General features: G+C 35.5%; 11 protein-coding genes. 3 read left to right on the forward strand and 8 right to left on the reverse strand.

What is annotated here, in order from left to right; all coding sequences use genetic code 11:
* Window positions 1–139 precede the first annotated feature (139 nt).
* The 6 genes from AC3E9W_RS11175 to AC3E9W_RS11200 form a co-directional block, all read right to left on the reverse strand.
* Window positions 140–2,728 (reverse strand): glycosyl hydrolase 115 family protein, encoded by a 2,589-nt coding sequence (locus AC3E9W_RS11175; protein ID WP_488768404.1) that lies wholly within the window; start codon window positions 2,726–2,728, stop codon window positions 140–142.
* 273 nt (window positions 2,729–3,001) lie between these two features.
* Entirely contained in the window at window positions 3,002–4,165 is a 1,164-nt protein-coding gene (gene uxuA, locus AC3E9W_RS11180; protein ID WP_488768418.1) for a mannonate dehydratase, read from the reverse strand.
* A 181-nt stretch (window positions 4,166–4,346) separates the two neighbouring features.
* Window positions 4,347–5,084 (reverse strand): SDR family NAD(P)-dependent oxidoreductase, encoded by a 738-nt coding sequence (locus AC3E9W_RS11185; protein ID WP_488768405.1) that lies wholly within the window; start codon window positions 5,082–5,084, stop codon window positions 4,347–4,349.
* A gap of 160 nt (window positions 5,085–5,244) precedes the next feature.
* The gene (locus AC3E9W_RS11190) at window positions 5,245–7,398 is read right to left on the reverse strand and encodes an alpha-glucuronidase family glycosyl hydrolase (RefSeq protein ID WP_488768419.1); all 2,154 of its coding nucleotides are present in this window, start codon (window positions 7,396–7,398) and stop codon (window positions 5,245–5,247) included.
* A gap of 482 nt (window positions 7,399–7,880) precedes the next feature.
* The gene (locus AC3E9W_RS11195) at window positions 7,881–8,909 is read right to left on the reverse strand and encodes a LacI family DNA-binding transcriptional regulator (protein WP_306161072.1); all 1,029 of its coding nucleotides are present in this window, start codon (window positions 8,907–8,909) and stop codon (window positions 7,881–7,883) included.
* Between the two features lie 320 nt (window positions 8,910–9,229).
* The gene (locus AC3E9W_RS11200) at window positions 9,230–9,679 is read right to left on the reverse strand and encodes a PepSY-like domain-containing protein (RefSeq protein ID WP_488768406.1); all 450 of its coding nucleotides are present in this window, start codon (window positions 9,677–9,679) and stop codon (window positions 9,230–9,232) included.
* A gap of 301 nt (window positions 9,680–9,980) precedes the next feature.
* On the opposite strand from AC3E9W_RS11200, the gene AC3E9W_RS11205 reads away from it, so the two are divergent.
* Window positions 9,981–12,170: a tetratricopeptide repeat-containing sensor histidine kinase gene (locus AC3E9W_RS11205; protein WP_488768407.1), complete on the forward strand. Its 2,190-nt coding sequence runs from the start codon at window positions 9,981–9,983 to the stop codon at window positions 12,168–12,170.
* 12 nt (window positions 12,171–12,182) lie between these two features.
* Window positions 12,183–12,824, forward strand: coding sequence for a response regulator (locus AC3E9W_RS11210; protein WP_488768408.1), 642 nt, complete (start codon window positions 12,183–12,185; stop codon window positions 12,822–12,824).
* Here the strand turns inward: AC3E9W_RS11210 and AC3E9W_RS11215 are convergent, their stop codons facing one another.
* Window positions 12,825–13,742: a PorP/SprF family type IX secretion system membrane protein gene (locus tag AC3E9W_RS11215; protein ID WP_488768409.1), complete on the reverse strand. Its 918-nt coding sequence runs from the start codon at window positions 13,740–13,742 to the stop codon at window positions 12,825–12,827. It lies immediately after the preceding gene.
* Window positions 13,743–13,745: 3 nt separating this feature from the next.
* Window positions 13,746–21,578, reverse strand: coding sequence for an HYR domain-containing protein (locus AC3E9W_RS11220; RefSeq protein WP_488768410.1), 7,833 nt, complete (start codon window positions 21,576–21,578; stop codon window positions 13,746–13,748).
* A 187-nt stretch (window positions 21,579–21,765) separates the two neighbouring features.
* On the opposite strand from AC3E9W_RS11220, the gene AC3E9W_RS11225 reads away from it, so the two are divergent.
* Window positions 21,766–22,782 carry a proline-specific peptidase family protein gene (locus tag AC3E9W_RS11225; RefSeq protein ID WP_488768411.1) on the forward strand — a complete coding sequence of 339 codons (1,017 nt, stop codon included), beginning with the start codon at window positions 21,766–21,768 and terminating at the stop codon, window positions 22,780–22,782.
* The last annotated feature ends 285 nt before the right edge of the window (window positions 22,783–23,067 follow it).

Genomic DNA, 23,067 nt, shown 5'->3' on the forward strand with positions numbered 1-23,067 from the left:
TTTATAGACTAATCGTCATTTTGTCATTCCGAGGAACGAGGAATCTCCGCGAGTAGCTCTACAAAGATTGGCGACATTCTGTGAGGAGTTTCTTGTGGAGATTCCTCGTTCCTCGGAATGACAAACAGGACATGTGATGTTACTGCTTATTATCTTTTTTAAAACTCTCCGGTGGTCCCAAATACGACTCCAATAACTTCCCTTCCTCGGTTTCAATTACAATTTTCTGCAACACCAAAGCTGGATCAACCGCATAAATCTTCAAAACATGATTTCCTGACTTTTCGATTTGATGCGTTGAGGTTATAATTTTAATATTGTTCGCAACCGATTCTGCCCAATTCTTTTCTGATGAATCTGCATTTAAATTCATCATTTGCGGCTTCTCTGAATCAAAACCAATTCCGTATTTTAAACCGTTGCCCAATTTAAAATTAATTGTCGGCGAAAAATAGGCATGAACTTTTACTTTTCCTTTGCTAAAAAAATGAACGTTATATTCTAATCGTGGCGATTGCTCTGAAATTTCAATTGATTCAATATTTGAAGGTTTAATTGTTATTCCAGAATCTGTCTTTCCAAGATTCGGAATTACAGTCCATTTTACGGAATCTGAATTAATTGCTTTTGAGAAGTTTTTACTTTCTATTGAAATATATCCATCATTTTCAATAAAACCATGAGCTAAAGCTAAATCTTGATTTTTACTAATTACTCTTTCATTCTTTGGAGGATTCGCGATATCAGTTTCCTTCACAACTTGAATTGAAGGCTCGATTCTTTTAGTTTTCGGAATTACATTTTTATCGGGCTGTTGCCAATTGTCATAACCAATATGCGTCTGCGACATCATATGATTCCACTTTCCGTTTGCTAATTTGGTATGGTAGTAATTGGTGAGCAAACTGTCTTTTTCAAATAACTTTTTTACTTTTTTAGCATAATCATTTGCAACAGCACTTCCCTGCTCTGCATATATATAATTCTTCGCAGTTGCAACATACATTTCATTTAAATTTGAACTCGCTAAAACAGGAAACAAAACCAGCTGATAAAAAGCAGCTTTATATTCTGGCTGTAATTTCTCGTTTATCGAATTGGCTTTTTCAACTAGTTTTTGATAATCAGCAACAACATTATCTGCTTCATTATAATTCGTAACACTATACGTTTTAGCATCTAACAATTCTGGTTTTCGGCGCGCGTTGTATTTCGTGTACAATTTCAAAATTTCAGCAATTTCTTCCGAAAACTGATTGCCAAAATTAGTTACTGCCCAATTCACATAATAATCCCGTAAATTTTCTGCATTAAACTTTTCGGGATTCCACGCCATATCCAAGAAAAACTCAATTGGAAATTCCATTGGTTTGATGTCGCCTACATTAACAATCCAGATTTTATCGACTCCGTATTGATACGCCAAATCCATTTGTTCCCAAACTCTTTCGATTTGGTTCGTGTTGATCCATTTGTAATTTCGCGGACCTCCGACATAATCGTAATGATAATAAATGCCGTAACCTCCTTTTCTTCGCTTGTCATTCAGTTCTGGAAGTTTGCGGATATTGCCCCAATTGTCATCACACAATAAAAGCGTAACATCATCTGGCACAGTCATTCCCTTATCGTAATAATCCTGAACTTCTTTGTAAAGCGCCCACATTTGAGGCGTTTCTTCAATTGGTTTTTTAGTGACTTCCTGAATGATATTTCGTTGGGTTTTAACGATATTTTCTAAAAGATCAATCGCAGTTCCTTCTGTCATAGGTTCGTCGCCATCGCCTCGCATTCCAATCGTTACGATGGTTTCTTTATTCCCCATTCTTTTAATTCCATCTTTCCAGAATTGAATCAAAGCTTCTGAATTAGTATTAAAATCCCATTTCCCATTTGATTTCCCCCATTCGGCGTGCGCTCGTGTTAAGGGTTCATGATGTGAAGTTCCCATTACAATTCCGTATTCGTCAGCCAAAACAGCATTCTGCGGATCTTCGACATAGAACATTCTGCCCCACATGGCTGGCCATAAATAATTGCCTTTCATTCTGAGAATCAATTCAAAAACCGTATCATAGAATTTCGAATTGAATCCGCCGTATTTCTCAAATGCCCAGCCTGATAATGCTGGAGCCTCATCATTTATAAAAATCCCGCGATATTTTACTTTTGGTTCTCCCTGCGAATGAACTCCAGGCAAAACATGCAATTCTGATTGTTTATTCACTGGAACATCTGCCCAGAAATACCAAGGCGAAATTCCTATTTGATTGGATAAATCATAGATTCCGTAAATCGTTCCTCTTTTGTCAGAACCTGCAATTACTAATGCTTTTTTGATTCCTTTAAACGGGTTTTCGACAATTTGAGTCGTAAATTTTTCCCATTTCCCCTGAAGCTGACTTCCGTCAATTTTTCCTTTTTTGGCTAATTGATCGATGATTTCGCTTTTTCCTAATGTTCCGATAATGACCACAAAATCTTCTGCTTCAGATATTTTTTTTATTCTTTTCGGATGCAAATCGGAAACTTTAAAAATGTCATTTTCTAAATGTCCCGTCACTTTTAAAACTCCCGAAAAATCTTTATCGCTAACTAAAATTGAAGCTGTTTTTCCTTTTGAAACCAAAGGAAAATTTTCAGCAGAAGCCTGATTGACTACATATTTTTCTGGATTTATCGCATACGATTTTGTGCTTAATCCGATGAGGAAAAGCGACAAAATCATGCATATCTTATTTTTTAAACACATAGAATCATAGATTTTTCTTTGCTTATAAAGGCGTTTCACTTATTCAAATGCACATAGTTTTTTCACAAATTTTGTCATTCCGAGGAACGAGGAATCTTCGCGAGTAGCTCTACAAAGATTGGCGACATTCTATGAGGAGTTTCTTGTGAAGATTCCTCGTTCCTCGGAATGACAAACAGAACGTTTTACTCTTCTCATCTGAGACCTGACAGGTTTTTAAAACCTGTCAGGTCTAATTCCAAAGAAATATTAAAAACCCAATTTATACCCAATACCCATCTCCAGACCTCGCAATTCAGCCAAACCTTTCAATCTCCCGGTCAAAGAATAACCAGGATAGGTTTCTGTATTTTCATCAACTTCATGCAGAAAACCGTGATCGGGGCGCATCGGTAAACTGACTTTTGTTTTATTCATTAAAAGCAAAATCTTTTCTACAATCTTTTCCATTTTCACATCACCGTTTAAATGCTCTGATTCTCTAAAAATAGTTTCGCTTTCGCGGATGGTATTTCTTAGATGTAAAAAATGAATTCTCTCTTCGTAATCGTCGATTATTTTTTCCAGATTATTTTTAGGATCGGCGCTTAAAGAACCCGTGCAATAACACAATCCGTTAGCATTTGAAGGAACGGCGCTGAAAATCGATTTTAAATCTTCTTCTGTTGAAACAATTCTCGGCAATCCTAAAACCGAAAACGGCGGATCGTCCGGATGAATCGCTAGTTTTTGTCCATTTTTTTCTGCAATTGGTATTATTTCAGATAAGAAATAAATCAAATTTTCTCTTAGTTTTTGATTGTCGATTGTAGCATAATTTTCTAAAAGCGATAAAATTTGTTCTGCTGTAAAATTGATTTTACTTCCTGGTAATCCGAGCAAAACATTTTTAAACAACAATGCTCTCTCGTCTTCAGGCAATTGATTTCCAAACTGTAATGCTTTTTCTTTTTCAGTATCTGAATAATCGTTTTCTGAATTCGGTCTTTTTAAAAGAAAAACATCAAAATACGTAAACGCATCCTGATTGTATAGTAAAGCTTTGCTTCCGTCTTCATTTATAAAATTATGATTGGTGCGAACCCAATCCAGAATCGGCATAAAATTGTAGGTTATGACTTTGATCCCACAATCGGCCAGATTTTGCAAACTCATTTTATAATTTTCGATGTATTGCAAATAGTTTCCAGAAGCCCGTTTGATTTCTTCATGAACAGGAAGACTTTCAACCACAGTCCACTCCAAACCTGCATTTCGAATCATCTGCTGTCTTTCCTGAATAGCTGCAACTGACCAGATTTCACCCACTGGAATCTGATGCAAAGCGGTTACAATTCCAGTTGCTCCGGCTTGTTTTATGTCGATAAGCTTTACGTTGTCATTTGGACCGAACCAACGCATGGTTTGCTGCATTTTTACCATAATTCTTTTTTTTCTGCCACGAAGGCTTTTTTTCTGCCACGAAGGCACTAAGACACTAAGTTTCTATTTTAAAGCCACAGATTATAAAGATTAAGTCAACTTAATCCGCAATGCAAATAGCAATCGAAAGGGGAAACAAAACTTTGTGCCTTTGCGCCTTCGTGGCTATAACCTAGAACCCAATACTATTTCCGCCATCAACTGGCAAAACTGTACCAGTAGTATATTTTGATTCGCTTAAAGCGAAATAATAAACTGCGTCTGCAATGTCTGATGGTTCGCCTAAAAAGCCCATTGGTGTTCTTCCCAATACTTTATTTTTTCTTTCTGGATCGTTGTCTAAAGCTGCTGCTGACATTTTTGTTTTTATAAATCCTGGAGCGATACAGTTTACTCGAATTCCCGCTGGAGCCAGTTCTGTTGCCATGGCGCGCGTCATTGATTCGATTGCGCCTTTACTGGCCGAATAGGCAATTACTTTAGGAATTCCGTATTGCGATGCCATTGAGCTGATGTTAATTATGCTTCCGCTTCCGTTGGCTTTCATGTTTTTGATTACTTCACGGCTTACGGCAAAAACGCTCAATAAATTGGTATGAATGATCGAAAGAAAATCTTCATCGGTCACGTCTGGAATTTCTTTTTTCATGTTGATACCCGCATTGTTCACCAAAATATCGATTGAACCGTTTTGCGTAATGCTTTCAATCATGGCAGGGATTCCACCCAGATTATTTAAATCAAAAATTACCGGAATGGCATTTTCTCCAATTTCTTTGCAAGCATCTTCTGTTTTTTCTTTTGATCTTCCGATGATGTAGGTTGTTATACCGTTGTCACATAATTTTTTTGCGGTTGCAAAGCCTAAACCCGAATTTCCTCCGGTTACAATTGCCGTTTTTTTGCTCATAATTTGTTTTTTAGCACGCGGATGACGCGGATTCGCTATCGCGAAGACACGGAAAAAAACGGATTTTTTTTCTAAACAATAAAAATAAAAAATCCGTATAAATCAGCGTTTTCGCGATAGCGAATCAGCGTCATCTGCGTTCTTAATTAATCTCACTAGTTTATCCATTTCCCGGTGCATACGGGAATTTTAATGATTTAAAATACTCTAAAGTCTGCGTTGGTTTTTCTACTCCCGCAGGAAGTTCTTTTCCCGAAAACTGCTGAAAATACAGCAGGCAGGCATCGCGCCACCACTTTGCTTCTTTGTACTGAATTTGTAATAACATTTCGACTTCATGAAAACGTTCAGCGTCAACATATTTTTCAGATTTCTTCCAGACATTCTGTATGTTTTCAACTTGATTAACGCCTTCTTGATATTTTAATGCCAAACCATTCCAAAGCGTCTGACCGTTTTTTAGTTTGTAATTCCACGGAACGTGATGAAACCATAAAAGATCTTTTTCTGGACAGGTTTCCAAATTATCAAAAAGTTTTGCAACTTCAGGAGCATATTGCGAGACAGCATTCGTTCCAGATTTAGAACGATCGAAACCGATTCCGTTTTTGTCTGCTTTATGATAATACGTCGGATTCCATTCTGGTCTTGACAAATCTGAAACCCACGGCCCAGGTCCGTAATGATGTCCTGTATCCATAATATGATGCAAACCAAGCGGTGTCATATAATTGACAACAGCTTCACGAGATTCCATCATCATATTTTTTACGGGTTTAATGAAATTTTCATCGTTAGAAAAAGTGCTTCTCAACCATTCATCAGCAATAACTTCAGAATCCAAATACGGATTCCAAGCCAGTCTTCCGAAGCCATACCAATTGGCCTGCGCAAAAGGATGTCCTGTCCAGTTGAGGTCGTTTCCGATATTGGCAACGCCCGCAATTCCGGTAATTTTATTTTGAAATAAAGTTCCGTCAACGACTTTGGCAACGGTTGAGCCTTTTCCTTTTTGATAGGTATCGGCTTCTAAAACTTCCTGAAATAATTTAGGCAGAAAAACTAAATGCGTACTGAATCCTAAATATTCCTGAGTAATTTGAAATTCCATCATTAAAGGTGTTTTCGGCATCGCTCCAAATAGCGGATGAAAAGGTTCGCGGGGCTGAAAATCGATTGCTCCATTTTTTACCTGTACGATTACATTGTCTTTAAATTTTCCGTCATACGGCTGAAATTCGGCATAAGCTTGTTTGGCGCGGTCGTTGGCATCGTGCTCCGAATATACAAAAGCCCTCCACATTACAATTCCATTAAAAGGCGCAACAGCATCGGCTAGCATATTTGCTCCGTCGACATGATCACGACCATAATTTTGCGGTCCTGGCTGACCTTCAGAATTGGCTTTCACCAAAAATCCACCAAAATCTGGAATACGTTTGTAGATTTCTGCTGCTTTATTTTTCCACCAATTAATGACTTCTGGATTTTTCGGATCTGCAGTTTTTAAGTTTCCAATTTCGATTGGCGCAGAAAATCTTGCGGTTAAATACACTTTGATTCCGTAAGGTCTGAAAACATTTGCTAAAGCTTCGACTTTTTCTAAATATTGCGGAGTCAAAATCAAGGCATTGGCATTTACATTCGTCAAAACCGTTCCGTTGATTCCGATTGAGGCATTCGCTCTAGCGTAATCAATATAGCGCTGATCAATAAAATCGGGAAGTTTCTGCCAGTTCCAAAGCGAAAATCCGGCGTAACCTCTTTCTACTGTTCTGTCCAGATTATCCCAATGATTCAGGATTCTAATGTTTGTTTTTGGAGAATCGGTTACGTTTAAATTTTTAATTGATTTATTGGTTTGAAGTATTCTCAGAAAATTGAAAACGCCGTATAAAACCGCAATGTCATTTTTTCCAGTAATAATGATTTGCTTTTTATTTTGAAGAGAAATGGATTTGATGATAAAGCCTTCATCGTTTATTGTATCAAAATCAGATTTCAGCTGACTTTTGATTTCTGTATTTAAACTAGATTGAGAAACTACAATTAGATTATTTTCTCCTTTTAAATCACGTTTAATTTCAGGTGTATTTCCGAGCATTTCAACAACTGCGGTTTTAAGTTCTTTCTCGGCGATTTTTATGGTTTCCGAATTTCCTAAAACTACCAATCCTTTTAGATTGTCTTTGTATTCTTTAGCCATTGAAGCATTTGCAACCGAATTGTATTGCAACCACAATTTATAATCCTTTTGTGCCGAAGCTGAAAAGGAAATCAGAAAAAATAGAAATACAAATCGTAATGAAGCCATGTTGGTTTTATTAATTCTCATTTTTACATCTACAGCGTTTTATTTCCATTTAAAAATATTTGACAAATTTTTAATTTAAAAAATACATTATTACAAATAAAACAACAATTGCAATCGGTTGCGTAAAAATATAGGATTGTTATTGAAGAAAAAAATTTTAGCTCTGTTTTTTTCAAAAAATAATTCCATTTAACAAATAAAGGCAGGATAATTATAAAAACTATCCTGCCTATAGTAAGGTTCAATTTTAGATTTTTGAGTTTAGATTTTAGATTTTTTTCTACACAACTTATTAAATTGAAGATCGGACGCAGATAAGACGGATTCGTTATCACTAAGACGCAGATTAACACGGATTTTTTTAAATTTCACATATAAATCCATTTTATCTATGGTAGCAAATCCGCTTGACGCTAGTTATGAACTTGTGCATTATTTGCACCAGTTCAATTCAAAATAAAAACAAAAATATTTTATTAAATTTATTTCTGCGTAGATTCTCTCGCCAGTACTTCTGTGTTTAAAAAAGTAATTTCTTTGGCGTCATCATTTTTAGCCGATTTTAGGTTTTTGATAATAATTTCAGCTGCGGCTTTTCCCATTTTTTCTGCGGGATGTGTGATTGTCGATAAATTTGGATCGATGATCTGCGAAATTGGGTCGTTGTTAAAACCAATTACTTTAAATTCTTCTGGCACTTTTATTCCGCGTTTTTTAGCGGTCTGCACGGCACTTACGGCCAGAATATCTCCAGGAGCAAAAAGTCCGTCGGGAATTGGATCTAAGTCAAACAAAGCATTGCTTGCTTTTACACCATCTTCGTAGGTAACTGAATTTAAATTGATAATCAGTTTTTCGTCAATATCAACGTTATGGTCTTTTAAGGCTTCAATGTAACCTCTTTTTCTTTCGTTATATAAATTTCCTAATTCTGATCCTGCTGTAATGTGTGCAATTCGAATACAGCCTTGCTCAATAAGATGTTTTGTAGCTTTGTAACCTGCTGTATAATTGTCGATTACGACTCTAAAAGTATTATAATCTTTAGGCACACGATCGACAAAAACTAATGGAATATTGTTATTTGAGAATTGATGAAAATGCGATGTATCACGCGTTTCCATTGCAAGTGAACAAATTACACCACTTACACGATTGCTGTACAAGGATTTCGCCATATTCACTTCTTCTTCATACGAGTCGTGCGACTGCATAATGATTACCGTATAATCTGATTTTTGGGCTGTAATTTCGATTCCGCTGATCAGCGATGACAAGAAAGGCTGTGTAACAGTCGGAATTAAAACTCCAATTGTTTTGGTTTTGTTGCCACGCAATCCTGCCGCTAAAGTGTTCGGAACAAAGCCCATTTCTTCAGCAGTTTTCTTGACTTTTTTTATGGTTTTATCACTTATGGTGTGATGGTCTTTTAAAGCTCTTGAAATCGTAGACGTAGCCAAATTAAGTCTTTCGGCTATATCGTAAATCGTGACATGTTTATTTTCTTCCATAAATCAAATAAATAGAAGATGTAAATATAAACTATTTTCTCTCAAGATGATCTTTTCGAAAATTGACATAAAAACAAAATGCCCTCAAAGAAGTATTGAGGACATTTCTATTTTTTTTCAATGCGTTGCGTAACTATTGAAAATGTATAATTTCAACACATAGAAACATAGATCTTTTTTACCAATTTAAAAAGATGATTGAAAGAAACTAGTTTCTCACACATAGCTATGTGAATTAATAAAAGTGAAACGCCTTTCTTAAGCTCAAAAAAACTATGTATCTATGTGTTAAAAATTTTATAGTAACAGTTAATCTTATACTATTTTTTACCAATGTTATTTTTCTTGTCTTTTAGGATTTTACCGTCTTTGGTAAATTCCAAATCGATGCCGTTGGTTAAATCTACATCGAGATCTTTGTGGCCGTAATCAATATGGGTGATTTTTTCGTTTGGATAATTTTTCGCCACATAATCTTTTACTTCTTTTGGAATAAATGCAGTCGGAATTGGTTTGTCGTCTCCATCAACTTCACGGTACGAACCGTCTTTCCAGAATTCTACTTCTGTGCCGTCTTTTAGTTTTACTTCGTATCCTTTTTCACCATGTTCTGCGTCTTTTTGAGCACTTTCTACAGCAACATCGCTAAAGTGTTTTTGCAGAAATTCCTGTGCCGGTTTTGGCAGTTCCGTGACTTCGATTTTCTTTTGTGCGCTGGCCGAGATTGTTAACGATAACAATGCAATGGCTAAAAATATTCTATTTTTCATCGTTTAAATTTTTAAGTATACTCTCACTAATTTACGACAAGAAAAAATACATTCAAATCTATTTAAGAAACTTTTAGAATTTCGAAACATTGATAATTACTTAATTTACAATAAATTGAAATCATTTCAAAACGATTCATAATATCACAACTTCATTCAAAAATTTTATTTTTAGAAAAGTATTTTCAATTCTTTTGTAGTACTTTTATCGCTTATTCAAAAACTGATTTAATCTTATAAATCCCAAATTTACAAGACTTTAAATTACTCATCTCTTCTGTTTGAGTAGAAAACAAATGCTATGGAAATCTGGTTCAGAAGACTTTTTTTATTGCTCTTCCTCTTTTTATCATTCGCTCTGCAAGCTCAGATTGAAGGTAAGAAGAAAGCTTTCGTTTCCAAAAAGCCAGTTCCCATTAGAGAAGATAAAAACACGCTTGCGCTTTACGATTTGTACAATAAAGGCGAAGAGAAAAAAGCGTATAAAAAAGCACATTTAATTCTCAAATCGAAAGTTGACAACCGAGCTCTTGCCCGAACCAATTTGCTCTTGGCTTATTATTTTAATAAAAGAGCGGTCATCGATTCTTCTATTTTTTATACCAATCAGGCTTTAAAATACAATACGGCTGTTAATGATTCTTTAAAGAATAGACTTTTTTCGCTCGGCTATAATTTACTGGCAATCAATTATAAAAAAAGAGGATTGCTTAACGAAAGTAAAAAATGGCATATTAAAGGCATTGAAGTTTCGCAAAAGTATAACGAACAAAATCTTTTTTACACGCATACGCACGGATTAGCACAAACGTACAGCGAATTGGGCGATTATAATAATGCGTTGAAATTGTTTAAACAATGTCTCGAATACAAAGCGGATAGTGAAATTATTTTGGGCAGTTATATTAATATTGGTGATCTTTATTCGAAGCTAAAGGATTATGAAAATGCGAATATTTTTTATAAAAAAGGAAAAATACTTTGCGAAAAAACAAATAATAATCAAGGCCGAGTTATTGTTTTATTGGGACTTGGTGAGAATTATCAGTTGCAAAATAAACCTCAGGAAGCGTTAAAAATGTTTCAAGATGCGCTTTCCATTGCTGATAAAAGTGAACTGAATCAGTTATCGATTGTTTCGCGAAGCAGTATTGCAGACGTTTATATTTCGCAGAAAAAATACCAAGATGCCAAATTGATATTTTCGGAAGCGCTTCAAAAGTCGGTTCATTTTGGACTGCTCCAAAATCAGAGTTCTATTTATGATGAATTGCGAAAAATTGCCATTCTACAGGATGATTATAAAAGTGCGTATTCGTTTTTCGAAAAATCAACCCGTGTAAAAGATTCGATTTATAATCTTCAAAAAATAAAAGAAATCAACGAACTTGAAGTCAAATACAAAACAGCACAGAAACAGAAAGAAATTGAGGTTTTGAAATTTGAAAATGAAGCCAAAAAATTAGCTTTGGCGAATCAGGAAGAAGCTTTGGAAAATATGCTGCTTCAAGAAGAAATTTCGAAGAAAAACAATGAAAATACGATTTTGGCTTTTCAGAATTCATCGAATAAAAAACGAAATGAGATTTCGCTTTTAAAAAAAGATCAGCAATTGAAAACTTTGGAAATTGACCAGCAGAAGAAAATCAGATTTTTTACTATTGCTGGATTTCTAGTTTTCCTGATTCCGATTACGGGACTTTTATTTCAATATTATAAACGTCTTAAAGCACAGCGTTTGCTGAACATCAAACAAGCTGAAATTAGTTCGCAAAAAATCGACGGCATTTTAAAAGAACAGGAATTGGAATTGATAAAAGCTTCGATCAGCGGGCAGGATAATGAAAGACAGCGCATTTCGCAGGAACTTCATGACAGTATTGGCGGGAATTTGGCGGCTATAAAACTGCAAGTAAATCATTTAAGTGCTTCTGATTTTTCTAATGTTCAAAAAATTAGCTTACAGCTTGACGAGACGTATCAGCAGGTTCGCAGTATTTCGCATTCGCTTCTTCCGAAGAAATTCAGCCAAAATAAGTTTTTGGAAGTGGTTGATTCGTATTTGAAAAATATCAGCGAAGCGAGTCAGCTCAAAATTGCATTTATTCCATATCCGAAAAAGGAAATTAATGAATTGAATGAGGATATTCAGATTGAAGTTTTTAAAATGATTCAGGAACTTTTGACGAATACGATTAAACACGCCAAAGCTTCTGAAGTTGAAATTCAGCTGAATTATATTGAGAATATTTTAAATCTTTTGTTTGAAGATAACGGAATTGGTTTTGAAACCGAAAATCATTCGAAAGGAATTGGTTTTATCAATCTCGAAAGCCGAATTCATAAATTAAAAGGCTCATTTGTAATTGATTCTAAATTGAAACGCGGTACGATTGTGAATATCGAAATCCCGGTTTTGGAACCGAAAATTAAAGCCAAAGTAAAAGGAATTGATTTAAAAAATCAGCTTGACGAATTGAAAAGCAACTAATATATTTGTTGAATGAATAGCATTAACCTACTTATTGCCGACGATCACACCATGTTTTTGCAGGGAATTATTTCACTGCTGGAACAAGAACCGAATATTACAATTGTTGACAAAGCGGTAAACGGAATCGAGGCGCTTGAAATTGTGAAAAAAGGCGTTGTCGATTTTATTATTTTGGATATCAGTATGCCAGAAATGGATGGTATTGAACTGAGTAAGATTCTAAAAAAACAGCATCCTGAGGTAAAAATCCTGATTGTAAGCACTCATAGTAATGTGATGATTGTTTCGAGATTAATTCGAATTGGCGTGAATGGTTATTTGTTAAAAAATGCTGAAAAAGAGGAACTTCTAAAAGCGATCAATACAATTGCATCGGGCGAGAATTATTTTGCTGAAGAACTCGAAGAAAAATATCTTTTGAATAGTTCAAAAATTGAAAAACAGGTTTCAAATTTGACTGAATTGAGTTCGCGTGAAAAAGAGATTTTGGTTTTAATTGCCCAAGAATATAATACTGCTGAGATTGCCGAAAAAACCTTTATTAGTTTGAATACCGTAAATACGCACCGCCGTAATTTATTATCCAAATTGAATGCTAAAAATACGGCGGGTCTTGTAAAATACGCAGTTGAAAATGGTTTGGTCGATTAATTACTCAAAACCTTTTCCAAATCTGTAATTTAAAACTAATCCAAAAGTGTCTGGAATCACTACATTGTCAATTGATTTATTGTACGTGCAGATGACCCTAAAATTATCTGAAAGATGAAAACCGGCCAGAAAGTTCAACGTTTGCGATGTTCTGTAACCGCCGCCAAATTCTACTTTATTTTTGTAATTGATTAAAAGATTCAAATCGGCCTGAAAGGGTGCTCCTTCTACATATTTGAACAAAACGCTTGGGTTGACCAAGATTTCTTCAAAACGGTTGGTGAAGAATTTATAACCGAAATAACTGTAATACACGTTTTTTAAATTGGTATTGTTATTTGAATTAAATGCAGAACTCAATAGATTTGGCGATGATAATCCGAAATAGATTTGATCGCGGTTGTATAAAAATCCGACTCCAAAAGTGGGCGTAAAACTGTTTACATTTTCCTGAAATTCTGGATCGTTTTCGATTCCTAATTGCGTTAGGTTTTCGTTGTAAAGCATTCCTCCTGCTGTAACTCCAAATGAAATTATAGATGGATCATACGCCCACCATTTTCCGTTTTTATATTCAGAATCGTAATAGATTTTATAGGAATAAGATGTGAAGAAAGTTGTGGTATTCGTTACCCCTATCTCGTCGTATGAAATTCCTGCTGCCAAACCGATTTTCTCGCCCCAAGTTAATTTATTTACCGAAAGATCAAAGTTTTTTGGACTTCCGTCAACTGAATTAAAATAGCCATTTGTAGTCATAACCATATCAATATCATTATAATAGCCAGCGTGTGCAGGATTGATGAGAACGGCGTTGTAATTATAACTGGAAAAAACTGGAGTTTGCTGTCCGTAAGCCCTTTCTAAAAAAATGATTAGTATAAATAAAGCTAAGATTATATTGATTTTACTTTTCATGAATTAACGTTTTAAAACAAGATATCCCTTGGTTTTCTTAAAATGATTGGGCTGTTCTGTGAGGATTTCGAAGAAATAAGTTCCCTCTGGTAGCTGACTGGCGCCTAAATTTCTACTCTTATTGGCGATTCCGCTAAAAACATTTGTTGCATTATCGTAACCTTTAGTTTGGAAAACCAAATCTCCCCAACGGCTGTAAATCAGCACTTCGTTTTCTGGATAATTGGTTATGCCGTCAATTTCCCAAAAATCATTGATACCGTCTCCGTTTGGAGAAAAACCATATTTTGTTTCGTCTTTTGCTGTTGGAATAACTATTATGGTAATAAAATCTTCTGCCTGACAGCCATCTTCATTGGTAAAAATCACTTTATACGTTGTAGTTTCTGTAGGTTTTGCAATTGGATTTCCAATTTTACTATTGTTCAATCCCGTTGAAGGCGACCAAGAGAAAGTTCCGTTTTGTAAAGCCAAAGCATAAAGCAGAGTCGATTCGCCTTCTTTAATTTGTAAATCGTCTCCAAGATCGACTAAAACTGGGTTGGTATACAGTAGAAAAGAACAGCTAGAACTGTTATTGCTTTTATCTGAAACTTTTATAGTAATCGACATTCCATCAGAAAATGCACTTCCTGGAGTTGGTGTCTGCGTAATTACTGGATTTGGATCGGTATTGTCTGTTGCAAAAATCATTTTGGTGTAATCTGGAACTATACTGGCGTTGCAATCAAAAACTTGGTCTTCAATGCAGGCAAAAACTGGTGCCTCTGTGTCTTGCATTAGGTTGATTTTAAAAGAACAAGAGGCAGAATTTCCACTGTTATCAGAAACATTCATCGTAACACTCATTCCGTTTGTAACATTTGTTCCTGAGACTGGTATTTGTGTGATCGTTACATTTGAATCACAATTGTCTGTTGCAGTAATCTGCGAACGATAATCAGATAAAACCGCTCCTAGACTTACATTTTGATCTTCAATACAAACTATTTGAGGCGTTATAAGATCCGCAGAAACATTGATTTTAAATGTGCAATACGACTCGTTGTTTGATGCGTCTTTGGCGGTCATCGTTATAGTCATTCCGTTTGTAAAAGCACTTCCCGCAGCTGGTGTCTGGATAATTATTGGCGAAGCATCGCAATTATCATTTGCTGTAACTAAAGGCGTATAATCTGGAATTATAGTGCCACATGATAATGTCTGATCTCCGATACAAGTAATTACTGGCGCGCTTACATCTGCGGAAGTGTTTACTTTAAAACTACAAATTGAACTATTATTGGAAACATCTTTTGCTGTTATAGTTACGGTCATGCCGTCTGTAAAAGCACTTCCAGCAATTGGATTTTGTGTTAGAACTGGCGAAGAATCGCAATTATCTGTCACCATAATTAAAGCGGTATAATCTGGAATTACTGCTCCGCATGATAAATTCTGATCTCCGATACAGGTTATGACAGGCGCCGTAACATCCGCGGAAGCGTTGACTTTAAAGCTGCAAGATGATTCATTATTCGAAATGTCTTTTGCTGTAATTGTAATGGTCATTCCTTCTGTGAAAGGACTTCCCGCAATTGGATTTTGTGTTAGAATTGGCGAAGAATCGCAATTATCCGTTAACGTAATTAAAGCGGTATAATCTGGAATTACAGCTCCGCATGATAAGCTCTGATCTCCGATGCAGGTTATGACAGGCGCTGTAACATCCGCGGAAGCGTTAACTTTAAAACTGCAAGATGATTCATTATTCGAAATGTCTTTTGCTGTGATTGTAATGGTCATTCCGTCTGTAAAAGCACTTCCAGCAATTGGATTTTGTGTTAGAATTGGAGATGAATCGCAATTATCCGTTACCGTAATCAAAGTGGTATAATCTGGAATTACAGCTCCGCATGATAAGCTCTGATCTCCGATGCAGACGATTACTGGCGCAGTCACATCCGCGGAAGCGTTGACTTTAAAACTGCAAGATGATTCATTATTCGAAATGTCTTTTGCTGTAATTGTAATGGTCATTCCGTCTGTGAAAGTACTTCCCGCAATTGGATTTTGAGTTAAAGTTGGAGATGCATCGCAATTATCTGTCACCGTAATTAAAGCGGTATAATCTGGAATTACTGCTCCGCATGATAAATTCTGATCTCCAATGCAGGTTATTATTGGCGCTATATCATCCGCGAAAGCGTTAACTTTAAAACTGCAAGACGATTCATTATTCGAAATGTCTTTGGCTGTAATTGTAATGGTCATTCCCTCTGTAAAAGCACTTCCCACAATTGGATTTTGAGTTAAAGTTGGAGATGCATCGCAATTATCCGTTACCGTAATCAAAGCGGTATAATCTGGAATTACAGCTCCGCATGATAAATTCTGATCTCCGATACAGGTTATTAAAGGTGCTATAACATCCGCGGAAGCGTTAACTTTAAAACTGCAAGACGATTCGTTATTCGAAATGTCTTTTGCTGTGATTGTAATGGTCATTCCATCTGTGAAAGTACTTCCAGCAATTGGATTTTGTGTCAGAATTGGTGATGAATCGCAATTATCCGTTACCGTAATTAAAGCGGTATAATCTGGAATTACAGCTCCGCATGATAAGCTCTGATCTCCGATACAGGTTATTACTGGCGCGCTTACATCTGCGGAAGCGTTTACTTTAAAACTGCAAGACGATTCGTTATTCGAAATGTCTTTTGCTGTAATTGTAATGGTCATTCCGTCTGTGAAAGTACTTCCCGCAATTGGATTTTGAGTTAAAGTTGGCGATGAATCGCAATTATCTGTTACAGTAATTAAAGCGGTGTAATCTGGAATTACAGCTCCGCATGATAAGCTCTGATCTCCGATGCAGGTTATGACAGGCGCTGTAACATCCGCGGAAGCGTTAACTTTAAAACTGCAAGACGATTCGTTATTTGAAATATCTTTTGCTGTGATTGTAATGGTCATTCCGTCTGTGAAAGTACTTCCAGCAATTGGATTTTGAGTTAAAGTTGGTGATGCATCGCAATTATCCGTTACCGTAATCAAAGCGGTATAATCTGGAATTAAATCTCCTGAATTTAAAACTTGGTTGGTCGGACAATTACTAATTACCGGAGGTGTTAGATCTGTATATTTACTTCCAAAAATCAAATACGAAATGCCAGGTTCTTCATTTGGATCAGATGTATAGGTTTGATTGGTACTTCCAATTAAAAGATCATCAATTCCATCTTTATTTATATCTTTTAAATAGCTTATACTGTAATTTGCTGCATAACGAATTTTTATTTTTAATGCTTCTGCTGCGTTTAAGTCTTGAATTTTAATGCTAGGGCTCCAGATTTTTTTACCATACACAATATAAATATTGTTAATATAAACGACTGCCATATCATCCAAACCATCTGCATTAAAATCGCCATATCCTGTGTAGAAATCAAGATAATCTAACATGAAGGCATCAATTTTAAAACCATTTGTTCCATCTAGATCTTTTAAATCAACAGTCGATGAAAAAGAAGGTTTTCCAAATAAAATATAATTATCGATGGCTAAATCTTTGAAAGAATCTCCATTTAAATCTCCTAATGCCTTAACCTGATAATACTGACTTGTGTTGAGTGTAGTTGCCGAATTTTCTATTCTAAAACCATTTGATCCGTTTAAACTTGAAGTATTTATTTTTGAAGGTAAGCTAGAAGACCCAAAAACCACATAACGATACTTTGTATAATCTCCTGAAAAAATTAAATCGGCTATACCGTCACCATTGATGTCGCCTGAAGCTTCGACAGTTTGTCCAACATCACCTTCAATTACAAAGGAAGGAGAAGTTATAAGCTGATCAATTGTAGCGGAAGCAGGAAAATTAGAACTGCGCCCAAAAATCACATAGCATTTTTTAATTCCCCCCGATCCTTCATTGGCAGATAAAATGGCTATATCGCTATATGAATCATTATTAAAATCACCAATATTAACTAAAGCTGATCCCAGAAATTCATCTTTAGTGTCCCCGAGAATTTTAAATCCGTTATTCCCGTCCAAAGCTGAAATGGGGAATTGTGCTGAAAATGCTGTCTTTTTTCCGTAAATAACATAGATTGACCCAGCAAAATTCTTCGCTGCGTTTCTTTTCTGACGGTCACTAAGCATCAAATCATCAATGCCGTCTCCATTTATATCTCCTGTAGAGCTGACATCATAAGCAAATTCTGAAGGCGGAGTAACGGCATCATCAAAAATTTTGAATCCGTCAATCCCATTCAGTTTTCCTAAATTTATATTAGGAGGAAATCCCGACGAAGTTCCGAATATGACGTAACATCCCTCATTTATTGCACCAATAAGAAAATCCTGAATTCCATCTCCATTAATATCTCCAGCATTACTAGTCGTAAAACCCGCTTTTTTACCACCTTTATCTCCGTAGATAATTACGCCGTTGCTTCCATTTAATTCTGTTACATCAATTTCGGTTGTATTACAATCTAAATCAAAGGTTTTAGTTTTTAATTTTACTAAAAAAGTGCAGGAACTTTCGTTTCCAGATTTATCTTTAACGGTTATTGTAACATCTGTATCTGCGTTAAATAAGGTTCCTACAGGAGGTGTCTGCGTAAAAGTTAATTCATGACTTGGCGTGACATCATCACTAACATCTTCTAAAAAGGGCACATAATTGGGCAAAAATGAATTGGCATATAATTCCTGATTTGTCGGACAAACAATTACAGGACTTCCAGTAGTCAACAATTCTATTTTAAATTTACATTCTGAAGCATTCCCGCTTGCATCAGTTGCTTTTAAAACTATTTCTTGGGTTGTGCCATCAAATACAGAACCAGCAGCCGGCGATTGCGTAATTACCGGTTTAGTATCACAATTATCTGTAACGGTTATAGATTTTGCATAATCAGGAATTAAATCCCCAATACTTAATTTTTGATCGGCAGGACAATTGGTAATTACGGGATCTTCAGTATCTATGGTATTTTTACCAAAAATAACATAAGCTTTTCCAGGATTGTAATTTACTTTTAAATTAGAGCCGTAAGAATCGTAAGCATTTCCGATGACAAAATCACTAACCCCATCATTATTAAGGTCTCCCGCATAACTGGCACTGTATTCAGAAAGAAAATCAGATACAATTTTCAAATTCTTATCTGTAGTTTGACTCACATTGGCTGGCCAAATCTTTTTCCCAAAAAAAATACATGTCTGCGAAAAAATATGCACAAAATAATCATCAATACCATCACCATTAAAATCACCGGCATATCCATGAAGATTTTCACTTCCCGTATCATTTTTAAAACCATTGCTTCCGTTAAGGTCTTTTAAGTCAACTATAGCAGGGAAAGAAGTTCTTCCAAATAAAACATATCTTCCTGTTATAGAGAGATCATTCATGCCATCATCATTCAAATCACCTGCTTTTTTTACTGTAGTGGAACCATCTAAAGGTTCCAAAGAATTTTCTATAATAAATCCGTTTGATCCATTTAGAGCAGTAACATTAAAACTAGCTGGAAAATTAGTTGAACGTCCAAAAATAACAAACTTGCGCTTTTGATCTGATCCATTATAAGAGCCTAAAGCAAAGTCAGGAATTCCATCTCCATTAACGTCTCCCAAACCTGAAACCGATCTGCCTACTTTACCAACAGTTGCATCACCTTCAATTTTAAAACCATTCGCACCATTAAGTTCGTAATTTCTTAATATTGCGGGAAATCCACCTGCCTTACCATAAATTACATAGCATTTGCCATTTACTGCACCAGAGCCACTAGTTACAACTCCTATATCCTGAAAACCATCAGAATTAACATCACCCACGATATCGATACTGACTCCCATACCCGCATAATTTTCATTTCCTATGAAAGAAAAGCCATTGGATCCGTTTAATGACGAAATTTTAAATTCAGCCGGAAAACCAGCACTAGTTCCAAAAATGACATAAATATGCCCCACTTCGGGTCCATAAGAAGACGAACGATGAGGATCACTAATCATAAAATCTCCTATTCCATCTCCATTTATATCTCCAGCACTGCTTACATCATATCCCGTAACAGGAAAATTTGTCCAAGGAGTATCGTTTCTTATTACAAAACCATTTGTACCATCCAATAAACCCAAATCTATGTTAGGACTAACCCCAGAGGCCTTTCCAAACACCACATAAGCAGCACCGGGTATGGTTTTATAAATCATCGAAGGGCCATAATTAGTAGTATAATTTCCTGGAGCACCAATTATTAAATCTGGAATTCCGTCTCCATTTACATCTCCAGCATTTTTGACACTAGAACCTGCTTCTCTGGTTAAAATTTCACCATAAATAGAAAATCCATTGCCTCCATATAAATTATTAACATTAATAGAGGTTGATTTGCAATCAATATCTTGTTTTATGGTTTTTAGTTTTACTAAAAACGTGCAGGAATTTGTATTTCCTGAAGCATCTTTGGCAGTAATAGTAACATTAGTATCTCCTGTAAAAAGTGTTCCTTGGGGGGGAGTTTGGGTAAAAACTAAATCAAAATTATCAGTAGTATTATCATTCAAAGCCGTTAAATAAGAAACATAATTGGGTAATGTTGAATTTGCGTACAATTGCATATTTGACGGACAAGATAATACAGGCGGAAGGTCTCCTCCAGAAGCAATTAGAGGAAAAGTACAAGATGCTGTATTTCCAGAAATATCACTAGCAGTCAAAACAACCGTTAATCCTGCTGAAAAAATTGTTCCAGCTACAGGTGTTTGTACTATACTAGGATTTAAGTCACAATTATCTGTGACATTAATTAAGCCCGAATAATCAGGAATAGCATCCCCAATTGCTAATGTCTGACTACCCGGGCAATTAGTTATTATAGGATTTGAAGTATCTGCCGAAGCATTTACAATAAAACTGCAAGTTGAAGCATTATTAGAAACGTCTCTTACAGTCAAGGTTACTGTCATACCAGGGGTAAAAATAGTTCCTGGAAGTGGACTTTGGGAAACAGTTAAATTGCCCAAACAATTATCGTATCCAGTTACTAAAGTTCTATAATCTGCTAAAACAGATCCACAGTTTTGAATTTGATTGCTAGGACAGGTTAATGTGGGCGGAATATTATCAGGTGTTACCTGTGTTACATTAAAATTACAAAACGAAGAATTTCCGGATGGGTCTGTATATTTAATCTGAACAGGAATTCCATTATAAAAAGGAGTTCCGGGAGCAGGTGTCATTTCCCAAGAAACCGAAATACTGCAATCATCCTGAAGATTCATCATTGGATTAGTTGCATAGTTTGGTAATACATCTCCACAATTTAAGGTCAGATTCGTTGGGCAGTTAAATGTTGGCGGCGTAACATCTGGAGTCAAGGCTGTAATAATTATAGAACAGCTGCTTTCATTCCCAGCTTCATCTTTAGCAGTAAAGACAATAGTCATACCATCATAAAACTTCGTGCCTCCAGTCGATTGTGTCAAATAAATATCTCCACCCGAATCATCAGTAACAATTAATTCGTCTAAATAATTGGGTACTAAACTTCCGCATGCGAGCTGCTTATTTGGCGGACAAGTTATCGAAGGAGGCGTTATATCAGCCGCCATTTTTAATGTCTTCGAGCTTTTTTTACTCGAATTTAAATGTTTTAAAACAACAGATTTCTTTGTATTAGAATAAACTACTCCTTTCTCAATTGAATATTTTAAACTAGCATCAGCAATAATTCCTTTATCCTGACCATAACAAACAAATATTCCCGTAAACAGAAAGAAAAAAATAAAAATCTTTGTTATGCCTTCTAGTATGCTTTTAAAACTATTCATCCAATTATATTTTAAGCTTTTAACAAGTGGCAAAAATATATTGCAAGAAAAATTTACACATCACTATAAATAGTGATTTTTGCATTTGAAAAATTAAACTTCTAGTTATTTTTTTTCTAAAAAAACAGACATACAATCCATTTAAAAATAATTTGTAATTTAGTTTAAACCCTTAATTATAAACTAGATGAAATTTATTACTGTTTGTGCAATACTCTTACTAATGGTTTCGTGCAAAAACGAAAATCAAAAATCAACACTTTCAAACTACTTTACTTATAATAATGAGAGTGTCGAATCCGCAGGAGTAAAAATGATTCCCATAAAAACGCCAGTTGGAGAATTTAAAGTTTGGATCAAACGTTTTGGAAATAATCCAAAAATAAAAGTCCTGCTCCTGCATGGAGGCCCAGCAATGACACACGAATACATGGAATGTTTCGAAACCTTTTTTCAACGAGAAGGATTTGAATTTTATGAATATGATCAGCTTGGTTCCTATTACAGCGATCAGCCAAAAGACAGTTCACTATGGACAATCGATCGATTTGTCGATGAGGTTGAGCAAGTTAGAAAAGCAATTAATGCTGATAAAGATAATTTTTATGTTTTAGGAAACTCTTGGGGCGGAATTCTAGCTATGGAATATGCTCTAAAATACCAGCAAAATATGAAAGGTTTGCTTGTCGCGAATATGATGGCAAGCGCGCCAGAATATGGAAAATATGCTGATGAGGTTTTGGCTAAACAAATGAAACCTGAAGTATTAAATGAAATAAGAGATTTAGAAGCCAAAAAAGATTTTGCTAATCCACGCTATATGGAGTTACTACTGCCAAACTTTTATAAAGAGCATTTATGCAGATTAAAAGAATGGCCAGATGGATTGAACCGAGCAAGTAAACATGTAAACGGAGAAATCTACACCCTTATGCAAGGACCAAGTGAATTTGGTATCAGCGGTCGCTTAGCAAAATGGGATATTAAAAACAGATTACACGAAATTACAATTCCAACCCTAATGATAGGTGCAAAATATGACACTATGGATCCAAAAGCAATGGAAGAACAAAGTAAATTAGTAAAAAACGGGCATTATTTATACTGTCCAAACGGTAGTCATTTAGCCATGTGGGACGATCAAAAAGTATTTATGAATGGTGTAATTCAGTTTATTAACGACGTTGACAGTAAAAAATTCTAAACAAAAAAAAACATAAAGCACTCATGATCAACAATACAAAAACATTTCTATTTTTATAATTATGGCATTCCCCTATGGGTCGGGCTGTCCGCTGTATTCCTGATTTAGAAAAACAAGGCTTTTTAGCCGTAGTTTTTGCTAATCGGGAGATGCCGCTTCCATCCCTAACGCAGCGCGGCATTAAATAGGCTTTTTAATTTCCAGATTTCATAAGATCCGCAGGTTTTCAGAAAAATATATAAAACAGAAAACCCCATCCAGTTCGGATAGGGTTTTTCAAAAGAA

Source organism: Flavobacterium sp. 38 (assembly GCF_057799715.1).

What these genes read in the sequence shown, in the direction of transcription:
- AC3E9W_RS11185 (WP_488768405.1), bottom strand. Translation starts at nt 5,084, where the DNA reads ATGAGCAAAAAAACGGCAATTGTAACCGGAGGAAATTCGGGTTTAGGC.
- uxuA (WP_488768418.1), bottom strand. Translation starts at nt 4,165, where the DNA reads ATGCAGCAAACCATGCGTTGGTTCGGTCCAAATGACAACGTAAAGCTT.
- AC3E9W_RS11190 (WP_488768419.1), bottom strand. Translation starts at nt 7,398, where the DNA reads ATGGCTTCATTACGATTTGTATTTCTATTTTTTCTGATTTCCTTTTCA.
- AC3E9W_RS11205 (WP_488768407.1), top strand. Translation starts at nt 9,981, where the DNA reads ATGGAAATCTGGTTCAGAAGACTTTTTTTATTGCTCTTCCTCTTTTTA.
- AC3E9W_RS11215 (WP_488768409.1), bottom strand. Translation starts at nt 13,742, where the DNA reads ATGAAAAGTAAAATCAATATAATCTTAGCTTTATTTATACTAATCATT.
- AC3E9W_RS11175 (WP_488768404.1), bottom strand. Translation starts at nt 2,728, where the DNA reads ATGATTTTGTCGCTTTTCCTCATCGGATTAAGCACAAAATCGTATGCG.
- AC3E9W_RS11200 (WP_488768406.1), bottom strand. Translation starts at nt 9,679, where the DNA reads ATGAAAAATAGAATATTTTTAGCCATTGCATTGTTATCGTTAACAATC.
- AC3E9W_RS11210 (WP_488768408.1), top strand. Translation starts at nt 12,183, where the DNA reads ATGAATAGCATTAACCTACTTATTGCCGACGATCACACCATGTTTTTG.
- AC3E9W_RS11225 (WP_488768411.1), top strand. Translation starts at nt 21,766, where the DNA reads ATGAAATTTATTACTGTTTGTGCAATACTCTTACTAATGGTTTCGTGC.
- AC3E9W_RS11220 (WP_488768410.1), bottom strand. Translation starts at nt 21,578, where the DNA reads ATGAATAGTTTTAAAAGCATACTAGAAGGCATAACAAAGATTTTTATT.
- AC3E9W_RS11195 (WP_306161072.1), bottom strand. Translation starts at nt 8,909, where the DNA reads ATGGAAGAAAATAAACATGTCACGATTTACGATATAGCCGAAAGACTT.